Source organism: Streptomyces sp. (assembly GCF_031181555.1).
Lineage (GTDB): Bacteria > Actinomycetota > Actinomycetes > Streptomycetales > Streptomycetaceae > Streptomyces > Streptomyces fimbriatus.
This window is the reverse complement of sequence record NZ_JAPSKQ010000058.1, coordinates 22,977-31,753: the sequence shown is the minus strand read 5'-3', so window position 1 is coordinate 31,753 and position 8,777 is coordinate 22,977. Positions and strand designations below refer to the sequence as shown.

Sequence of the window (8,777 nt, the reverse complement as noted above, 5' to 3'; positions counted from 1 at the left end):
TCCCGCACCGTCTTCGGGTACCGGACTTTCGCCACGTCCTCCTTCATCGCGGCGAGCAGTCCGCCCGCCCCCAGCACCTCGTCCGCCTTCTCCAGGTACTCGGGCCGGGGGATCCGCTTCCCGCCCTCGACCTTGTAGACGAGGTCCTCCCCGTACCCCACCGCCGCCCCGAACTCCGCGGCCCGCATCCCCACGGCCTCCCGCCGCAGCTTCAGCTGCCGCCCCACCGTGGCGACGACGGCCACGCCCCACTCGTCGTCCGGGTCGACCTCCCACCCCGGCTCGTCCGCCTGCACCTCGCCGTCCACCGGCATCCGCACCCCTCCGCCGTACCACGCGTCGTATCGCGACGTGCCCGACGGTAGGCGGACCGGCGACGCCGGGTGACGTGAACGGACCCCGCGACACGCCAACGGGTGACGCGGGACCCGGCCTCCCGGCTCCGGCCCCCGGTCCGCAGCCGGGGATGCCGTCGGCGAGTCCAGCCACAGGACGCTGGTGGGAGCGAATGTCCCGGCAGAACGGCGTGCCGACGGGACGCACGGCGCGCCCGACGGTGACGGCTCGTACGCGACGAAGGGGGAGACGGCGGCCCGTGCGGGGGCCTTTCCGAAGAATATGCCGTCGACCGGTCCCAGCCGGGCGCGGCGGGGTACCCGGGGGCCATGTTCTTCTTCTTCAGCAACCGGGTCGGTTGCATCGGCTCGCTGGTCATCAGCGCGGTGGCGACCGTCGTCCTGATCCTGATCTTCAGCCGCTGATCCTCCGGCCCGCGCCGGCCGCCCGCCGGGGCGGCGGCACGCGGGGAGTCCCGCCCTCGGCCCGTGTGCGGCCCGAGGGCGGGACTCCCCGCTGGTCAGCGCCCGGAAAGCGGCCTCACGCGGGGCCGGGGCGGTTGCGGGCCTCGTCCGTGAGGTGGCGGCCGGAGTCGCGGGCCTGGTCGGTGACCTGGCCGGCCTGGCCGCGGGCCTCGTCCTGGGTGGTGCGGGCGGCCTGCTGCGCGGTGTCCTTCACCTCCGCGGCCGCGCTCTGCGTGACCTCCTTGGCGCCTTCCTTCAGGTGCTGCGCGGACTCGGCGGCGGCCTGCTTCACCGGCTCCAGCGCCTCACTGCCGCGCTCCATCAGCTCGGACGCCTTCTCCTGCTCGGCCCGGGAAGCGGGCAGCATCGAGGAGACCAGCAGGCCGACGCCGAAGGCGACCAGGCCGGCGGCCAGCGGGTTGCCCTGGGTCTGGCGGCGGGCCATCTCGGGCGTCTGCTGGACGGCCTGTCCCGCCTGACCGACGGCCTCGCGTGCCGTGTCGGCCGCCCGTCCGGTGCCTTCCTGCACCGAGCCGGCCGCCGACTGCACCGAGCCGGCCGCCGACCGTGCGGTGCCGGCCACCCCGTGCGCGGTGTGCGAGGCGGTGCCCATGACGCGGTCGCGCATGCCCGACACCGCACCGCGCACCCTCGCCCTGCGGCGGCGGGCCATGCGGCGCGGACTGGTCCGGTCGGCCAGCTGGTCCACGTCCGCGGACAGCTGGTTCCGCGTGGCCGCTATCTCGGCCCTCATTTGGTCGGGTGACGTGCCCATTCCGCGTCCTCCTTCAAGGTCTCGACGGTTCGCTCGGGCTTCGGGGAGACGGTCCGCATCCGCGCGCGGCCCTTCTGGTACAGCACGGCCGCGGCAACGGCCCACAGCGCGGCGACGATCAGGGCGGCCCAGCCCCCGTCCATCACGTTGGCCAGGCCGTACACGGCCGCCAGCGACAGGAACAGCAGCACCATGTAGCCGGCGAAGCCGGCGCCGCCGTACATCCCGGCGGCCTTGCCCGCCTTGGTGCCCTCCTCCTTGATCTCGGCCTTGGCCAGCTCGACCTCCTGGCGGAAGAGGGTCTGCAGGTCCGAGGTCACTTGGGAGAGCAGTTCGCCCAGGGACTTGTCCTGTTCCGGTCGTTGCGGCTCGGCCGCGCCGGTCCGGGACAGCGGGGACATCGTGGCCATCTCACACCTCCGGGAACGGACGGCCCGTCGTCCCGGTCGGCGGCGTACCGATGGTCGGCGGGGCCGGCGGCGCGGACGGTGCCGGCGGCGCGGTACCCGGCGGGGGAGCGGCCGGCAGGGCCTGGGAGGCCGGTGCCTGCGGCGGCGTCAGCGCGCCCTGGCCCGGTGCCGCGGTGACCTGGTCCTGCCCGGATCCGTCGGTCCGGGACGCGCTCTGCGCCACTTTCGCCAGGCGTCCGACGGCCAGTCCGGCCAGCAGCGCGCCGCCCAGGAAGGCGCCGGGACGGCGTCGGGCGAAGCCCTGGAGGTCGGTGACGAGGCCCTGCACCCCCTGCCGCTCCAGGTAGTCGGCCGCTCGCTGCCCCTTGTCGCCCGCCTGGGCCGCCAGGCTGCGGGCGGGCGAGTCCTTCTCGGCGTGCGCGGCCAGACTGGAAAGGTCGCCCGCCCACTGGCGCAGCGTCTCGGCCGCGCGCCTGGTCTGTCCCTCCGCCTCGTCCATCGCACGGCTGCGCAGGTCGTCGATGACCGTGCCGGCCTGCTGCCGTGCCTCATCCGCCACGGTCCGGGCCTGCTCCGCCGCGGTTCCCGCGACCTGGGTCGCGGCCTGCCTGGCCTGGCCGGCCGTCGCGGAGGTCTCTGCCTTGACCTTCTCTCCGGTGCTCCCGGATCCGGTCCGTATGGACTCACTCATCGGCGACTTCTCCTCATCGGATGTCCTGCGTGCGGCCCGTGTCCCCGGTGCTCCGGCGCGATGCCGAAACAGTGCGCCGGGGCGGCACACGAAGCCGTCCGTCCCACCACGAGTGGCCATTTGTCCGCGTTTGACACGTTGTTGCGGTCACCATGTGCCGCGAGGCCGGACGGCAGCACGCCCACGGGCCGGGGCGAGCCCCCCACGGGGGGTGCCCCGCCCGCGCCGGCCTACGACTCCGCCAGCTTCGTCAGCAGCCGGTGCAGGGGCTCCGCGGCCCGCCGCCGGTACTCCTGGACCGCCCAGCCGTTGCCGTCCGGGTCCGTGAAGTACATGAACGTGGCGCCGTCGTCCGGGGCGTACCGGACCGGCTCGGAGACCTCCACACCGCGCGCGACCAGCTCCGCGTGGGCCGCCTCGATGTCGGCGACGCAGAGCTGGAGGCCCTGGTAGGAACCGGGGGCGGGACGGGGGCCGGCCATGGTGTCCCAGACGGTGTCGCCGAGGGCGACCGAGCAGCCGGAGCCGGGAGGGGTCAGCTGGACGATGCGCATGCCCGGCATGACCTCCTGGTCGATGTCGACGTGGAAGCCGACCTTGTCCCGGTAGAAGTCCCTGGCCCGGTCGATGTCGCTCACCGGCAGCGGGATCACTTCGAGGGTCATGTCCATGGGCGGGACTCCTTCGTCGGCTGTCGGGTCCGTCGGCCGTCGGCGGCGACGCCGGTGCCGGGCGGACCGCCACCGGGTCCGGCTGAACGGCTCTCCCTCACCGAAGCCGAAAACGGTCCGCGGCGCCACCGAGAGCACGGCGGCGCGTCCCGGACCGTGGTGGAAGCGGCCGCCCCGGGGCCCCGGACCGGCACTCCGGTTAGGCTCATGGCCGTACGACCCTGATCCGAGGCACGAGGGAGGCCGGGGATGACGTCGGCGCCGGGGCGCAGGAGCAGTACCTTCACTCGGCTGCTGCGGCACGGCTTCACCGATCCCTCCTCCGCCGAACGGCTGCTGGACGGCCCCGAGCTGACGGCCGTGCGCAACGACCCGGTGCTGCTCGACGCCCTCGGCGCCACCGCCGACCCCGACCTCGCGCTGCTCGGGCTGGTGCGGCTGCTGGAGGCGCAGAGCGGTGCCACCGCCCGCCAGGAGCTGCTGGACACGCTGATCGCCGCGAAGCCGCTGCGGGACCGGCTCCTCGGCGTGCTCGGCGCCTCGGCCGCCCTCGCCGACCACCTCGCCCGGCACCCGGACGACTGGCGGGCCCTCGTCACCTACGAGCCCCGTGACCTGCACCCCGGCGTCGAGGAGTTCGAGCGCGGCCTCGCCGGCGCCACCGACCCGGTCTCGCTCCGCGTCGCCTACCGCCGCTGTCTGCTGTCGATCGCCGCCCGTGACGTGTGCGGCACCACCGAGGTCGCCCAGACCGCCGCCGAACTCGCCGACCTCGCCACCGCCACCCTGCGCGCCGCCCTCGCCCTCGCCGGGGCCGCCGCGCCCGAGGACGCCGCGCTGTGCCGGCTCGCGGTGATCGCGATGGGCAAGTGCGGGGGGCACGAGCTGAACTACGTGTCCGACGTCGACGTCATCTTCGTCGGCGAGGCCGCGGGCGGAGCCGACGAGGACAAGGCGCTGCGCGCCGCCACCCGGCTCGCCTCGCACATGATGCGGATCTGCTCCGAGACCACCGTCGAGGGCTCCATCTGGCCCGTGGACGCCAACCTGCGGCCGGAGGGCCGCAACGGCCCGCTCGTGCGCACCCTCGCCTCCCACCTCGCCTACTACCAGCGCTGGGCCAAGACCTGGGAGTTCCAGGCGCTGCTCAAGGCCCGCCCGGTGGCCGGCGACCTCGCGCTCGGCGAGGAGTACGTCGCCGCGCTCCAGCCGCTGGTGTGGCAGGCCGCCGAGCGGGAGAACTTCGTCGCCGACGTGCAGAAGATGCGCCGCCGGGTCGTGGAGAACATCCCCGCCGCCGAGATCGACCGCCAGCTCAAGCTCGGCCCCGGCGGCCTGCGCGACGTCGAGTTCGCCGTGCAGCTGCTGCAGCTGGTGCACGGCCGCGCCGACGCCTCCCTGCGCAGCGGCACCACCCTCGACGCGCTGAAGGCCCTCGCCGCCGGCGGCTACGTCGGCCGCGCGGACGCCGCCCAGCTCGACGACGCCTACCGCTTCCTGCGCTCCATGGAGCACCGCATCCAGCTCCACCGGCTGCGCCGCACCCACCTCGTCCCCGAGGACGAGGCCGACCTGCGCCGCCTGGGCCGTTCCCTCGGCCTGCGCACCGACCCGGTCGCGAGCCTGCACCGCGAGTGGCGGCGGCACGCCTCGGTCGTACGGCGGCTGCACGAGAAGCTGTTCTACCGGCCGCTGCTCGACGCCGTCGCCGCGCTCGCCCCCGGTGAGGCCCGGCTCAGCGCGGAGGCGGCCCGGGAGCGGCTGGTCGCCCTCGGGTACGCCGACCCGGCCGCCGCGCTGCGCCACCTGGAGGCGCTGGCGTCCGGCGTGACCCGCAAGGCCGCCATCCAGCGCACCCTGCTGCCCGTGCTGCTCGGCTGGTTCGCGGACTCCGCAGACCCGGACGCCGGCCTGCTCACCTTCCGCAAGGTCTCCGACGCGCTCGGCAAGACCCCCTGGTACCTGCGGCTGCTGCGCGACGAGGGAGCCGCCGCCGAGAACCTGGCCCGCGTCCTGTCCGCCGGGCGGCTCGCCCCCGACCTGCTGATGCGCGCCCCCGAGGCGGTGGCCCTGCTCGGCGACGGGGACGGCGGGGGACTGCGGCCGCGTTCGCGCGCCCCCCTGGAGCAGGAGATCCTCGCCGCCGTCCGCCGCGCCGACAACGCGGTGCAGGGCGTCACGGCCGCCCGTGGCGTGCGCCGCCGCGAGCTGTTCCGCACGTCCGCCGCCGACATCATCGGCTCCTACGGCACCGAGTCCCAGCCCGCCGAGGCCGACCAGGGAGCCCTGGTGGACCTGGTGGGCGGCGCGGTGTCCGACCTGACGGCCGCCACCCTCGCGGGCACGCTCCGCGCGGTCGTCCGGGAGGGCTGGGGGGACACGCTCCCCACCCGGTTCGCGATCATCGGCATGGGCCGTTTCGGCGGGCACGAACTGGGCTACGGCTCCGACGCGGACGTCCTGTTCGTGCACGAACCGCGCGACGGCGCGGACGAACAGGAGGCGTCGCGGGCGGCGAACAAGGTCGTCTCCGAGATGCGCCGCCTGCTCCAGATCCCGAGCGCCGACCCGCCGCTGCTCATCGACGCCGATCTGCGCCCGGAGGGCAAGTCCGGCCCGCTGGTGCGCACCCTGAAGTCGTACGAGGCGTACTACCGGCGCTGGTCGCTGGTGTGGGAGCGGCACGCCCTGCTGCGCGCCGAGCCCGTCGCCGGGGACGAGGACCTCGGCCGCCGCTTCACCGAGCTGATCGACCCGCTGCGCTACCCGGCCGACGGGCTCGACGAGGAGGCGGTCCGCGAGATCCGGCGGCTGAAGGCCCGGATGGAGTCCGAACGGCTGCCGCGCGGCGCCGACCCCAAGCTGCACGCCAAGCTCGGTCCGGGCGGGCTGTCCGACGTGGAGTGGACGGTGCAGCTGCTGCAGCTGCGGCACGGCGCGCGGGAACCGGGGCTGCGCACGACCCGCACCCGCCAGGCCCTGGCCGCCGCCCGCGCGGCCGGGCTGGTCCGCGAGGAGCACGCCGCGATCCTCGACGAGGCGTGGGTGCTGGCCACCCGGGTGCGCAACGCGGTGATGCTCGTACGGGGCAGGGCCGGGGACACCTTCCCCACCCAGCCCCGCGAGCTGGCCGCCGTCGGCCGCTACCTGGGCTACGGCCCCGGCCACGCCGGCGACATGCTCGACGCGTACCGGCGCACGGCGCGCAGGGCACGGGGCGTGGTGGAGGAGCTGTTCTACGGGGGTGCCTGACCCGCCGGACCGGCCGGGTGCGGCTTCGGGGCGGCCCGGGCCGGTCCGGCCCGGTCAGCTCCGGGCCGGCCGGGGCCTGCGCGCCGGCAGCAGGCTCCCGGCGCCGTCCGGCACCTGCCTCGGCAGGGCGTACGGCCGGCTCCCGTACCAGAGCAGGGCCACCCCGTAGCCGAAGGCGAGGCAGAGCACGCCGCCCACCGCGTCCAGCCAGAAGTGGTTGGCGGTCGCGACGATCACCACGAGCGTGGCCGCCGGGTACACCAGGCCCAGGACGCGCACCCACGGGACCGTGGCCAGCGCGAAGATCGTCAGGCCGCACCACACCGACCAGCCGATGTGCATCGACGGCATCGCGGCGTACTGGTTGGACATGTTCTTCAGGTCACCGGAGGCCATCGAGCCCCAGGTCTGGTGGACCATGACGGTGTCGACGAAGTCCTGGCCGTTCATCAGCCTCGGCGGGGCGAGCGGATACAGGTAGTAGCCGACCAGGGCGATGCCCGTGGTCGTGAACAGGACCAGCCGGGTGGCCGCGTAGCGGCCGGGATGACTACGGTAGAGCCACACCAGGACACCCAGAGTCACCACGAAGTGCAGGGTGGCGTAGTAGTAGTTCATGCCGACGATGAGCCAAGTCACCGAGTTCACGGCATGGTTGACGGACTCCTCGACGGCGATGCCGAGTTGCTGCTCCAGCTTCCAGATCCAGTCGGCGTTGCGCAGCGCCTCGGCCCTCTGCTCGGGCACGGCGTTGCGGATGAGCGAGTACGTCCAGTAACTCACCGCGATCAGCAGGATCTCGAACCACAGCCGGGGCCTGCGGGGGGTGCGCAGACGGCGCAGACGTCCCCGCCCCGTCTCGTCCGTTGTGTCCGCTGTGTCCGCGACGGGATGCGGAACGGCCTGTTCGCGGCCTTCCAGCGTTGTCACGGTCGTGTCACCCATGGGCACAGAGTCTGCCAGACGGCCCCCCTCCCGAGGATCATCCCCCGGTCGGGTCCGCCCCGCATGTTCTCGTGCGGGCAGAGGCCCGTGAACTCCTTCTGCGGCAGTGCCCGAAGGGCCGTGTTCTCCACCCTAAGGACGATTCCGGTCCCCAGGGGCCGAAGCGGTCGAACCGCGCACCACCAGCTCCGGCATGAACACGAACTCACTGTGCGGCGCGGGCGTCCCGCCGATCTCCTCCAGCAGCGTGCGCACCGCGGCCTGGCCCATCGCCGGGACCGGCTTGCGGACGGTGGTGAGCGGCGGGTCGGTGAAGGCGATCAGCGGGGAGTCGTCGAAGCCCACCACCGAGATGTCCTTCGGCACGTCCAGGCCCCGCTGCCGGGCTGCCCGTATCGCGCCCAGCGCCATCATGTCGCTCGCGCACACCACCGCCGTGCAGTCGCGCTCCATGAGCGCCGTGGCGGCTGCCTGACCGCCCTCCAGGGTGTAGAGGGAGTGCTGGATCAGCTCGCTCTCCACCGTCTCGGCGCTCAGTCCGAGTTGGTCCTGCACGGTGCGCACGAATCCCTCGATCTTGCGCTGCACCGGCACGAACCGCTTCGGTCCGAGCGCCAGGCCGATGCGGGTGTGGCCGAGGGAGACGAGGTGGGTGACCGCGAGCGCCGTCGCCGCCCGGTCGTCGGGGGAGATGAACGGCGCCTGCACCTTCGGCGAGAAGCCGTCCACGAGCACGAAGGGCACGCCCTGCGCGCGCAGTCGTTCGTAGCGCTGCATGTCGGCGGTGGTGTCCGCGTGCAGCCCGGAGACGTAGATGATGCCGGCGACCCCGCGGTCCACGAGCATCTCCGTCAGCTCGTCCTCCGTCGACCCGCCGGGGGTCTGGGTGGCGAGCACCGGGGTGTAGCCCTGCCGGGTCAGCGCCTGCCCGATGACCTGGGCCAGGGCCGGGAAGATCGGGTTCTCCAGCTCGGGGGTGATCAGACCCACCAGGCCCTCGCTGCGCTGCCGCAGCCGCACCGGGCGCTCGTAGCCCAGGACGTCGAGGGCGGCGAGCACGGACTGGCGGGTGGTGGCGGCGACGCCCGGCTTGCCGTTGAGGACGCGGCTGACGGTCGCCTCGCTCACCCCCGCCTGCGCGGCGATGTCGGCAAGTCGTGTGGTCACAGGACCGGACTGTAGCTGCCGTGTCTGTCCTTGCGCACCGGTCGCACGCCTGCTGCGCGCCGTCGA

General features: G+C 74.1%; 8 protein-coding genes. 1 reads left to right on the top strand and 7 read right to left on the bottom strand.

The window, feature by feature from the left end; genetic code table 11:
- The 5 genes from RIM90_RS14690 to RIM90_RS14670 all read right to left on the bottom strand — a co-directional run.
- A partial coding sequence (locus tag RIM90_RS14690) for a helix-turn-helix transcriptional regulator (RefSeq protein WP_309061137.1) occupies positions 1 to 314 on the bottom strand: 314 nt, incomplete at its 3' end.
- 562 nt (positions 315 to 876) lie between these two features.
- On the bottom strand, positions 877 to 1,575 hold the full coding sequence (locus RIM90_RS14685) for a DUF3618 domain-containing protein (protein WP_309061136.1): 699 nt from the start codon (positions 1,573 to 1,575) through the stop codon (positions 877 to 879).
- A complete protein-coding gene (locus RIM90_RS14680; RefSeq protein WP_309061135.1) occupies positions 1,551 to 1,985 on the bottom strand; it encodes a phage holin family protein in 435 nt (144 codons plus the stop codon). Before RIM90_RS14680 ends, RIM90_RS14685 begins: the two co-directional genes overlap by 25 nt.
- A 1-nt stretch (position 1,986) precedes the next feature.
- Entirely contained in the window at positions 1,987 to 2,676 is a 690-nt protein-coding gene (locus RIM90_RS14675; protein ID WP_309061134.1) for a hypothetical protein, read from the bottom strand.
- A 230-nt stretch (positions 2,677 to 2,906) separates the two neighbouring features.
- Positions 2,907 to 3,347: a VOC family protein gene (locus RIM90_RS14670; RefSeq protein ID WP_309061133.1), complete on the bottom strand. Its 441-nt coding sequence runs from the start codon at positions 3,345 to 3,347 to the stop codon at positions 2,907 to 2,909.
- Positions 3,348 to 3,596: 249 nt separating this feature from the next.
- Between RIM90_RS14670 and RIM90_RS14665 the strand changes: the two genes are divergently transcribed.
- Positions 3,597 to 6,599 carry a bifunctional [glutamine synthetase] adenylyltransferase/[glutamine synthetase]-adenylyl-L-tyrosine phosphorylase gene (locus tag RIM90_RS14665; protein ID WP_309061132.1) on the top strand — a complete coding sequence of 1,001 codons (3,003 nt, stop codon included), beginning with the start codon at positions 3,597 to 3,599 and terminating at the stop codon, positions 6,597 to 6,599.
- Positions 6,600 to 6,653: 54 nt separating this feature from the next.
- Here RIM90_RS14665 and RIM90_RS14660 read toward each other — a convergent pair whose 3' ends face one another.
- Both RIM90_RS14660 and RIM90_RS14655 read right to left on the bottom strand, forming a co-directional pair.
- Positions 6,654 to 7,544 carry a phosphatase PAP2 family protein gene (locus RIM90_RS14660; RefSeq protein WP_309061131.1) on the bottom strand — a complete coding sequence of 297 codons (891 nt, stop codon included), beginning with the start codon at positions 7,542 to 7,544 and terminating at the stop codon, positions 6,654 to 6,656.
- A gap of 132 nt (positions 7,545 to 7,676) precedes the next feature.
- Entirely contained in the window at positions 7,677 to 8,711 is a 1,035-nt protein-coding gene (locus RIM90_RS14655; RefSeq protein ID WP_309061130.1) for a LacI family DNA-binding transcriptional regulator, read from the bottom strand.
- Positions 8,712 to 8,777: the final 66 nt, after the last annotated feature.

Bases quoted from the DNA above. Each gene is read 5' to 3' on its own strand.
- RIM90_RS14685 (WP_309061136.1), bottom strand. From the start codon at position 1,575: ATGGGCACGTCACCCGACCAAATGAGGGCCGAGATAGCGGCCACGCGG.
- RIM90_RS14680 (WP_309061135.1), bottom strand. From the start codon at position 1,985: ATGGCCACGATGTCCCCGCTGTCCCGGACCGGCGCGGCCGAGCCGCAA.
- RIM90_RS14675 (WP_309061134.1), bottom strand. From the start codon at position 2,676: ATGAGTGAGTCCATACGGACCGGATCCGGGAGCACCGGAGAGAAGGTC.
- RIM90_RS14670 (WP_309061133.1), bottom strand. From the start codon at position 3,347: ATGGACATGACCCTCGAAGTGATCCCGCTGCCGGTGAGCGACATCGAC.
- RIM90_RS14665 (WP_309061132.1), top strand. From the start codon at position 3,597: ATGACGTCGGCGCCGGGGCGCAGGAGCAGTACCTTCACTCGGCTGCTG.
- RIM90_RS14660 (WP_309061131.1), bottom strand. From the start codon at position 7,544: ATGGGTGACACGACCGTGACAACGCTGGAAGGCCGCGAACAGGCCGTT.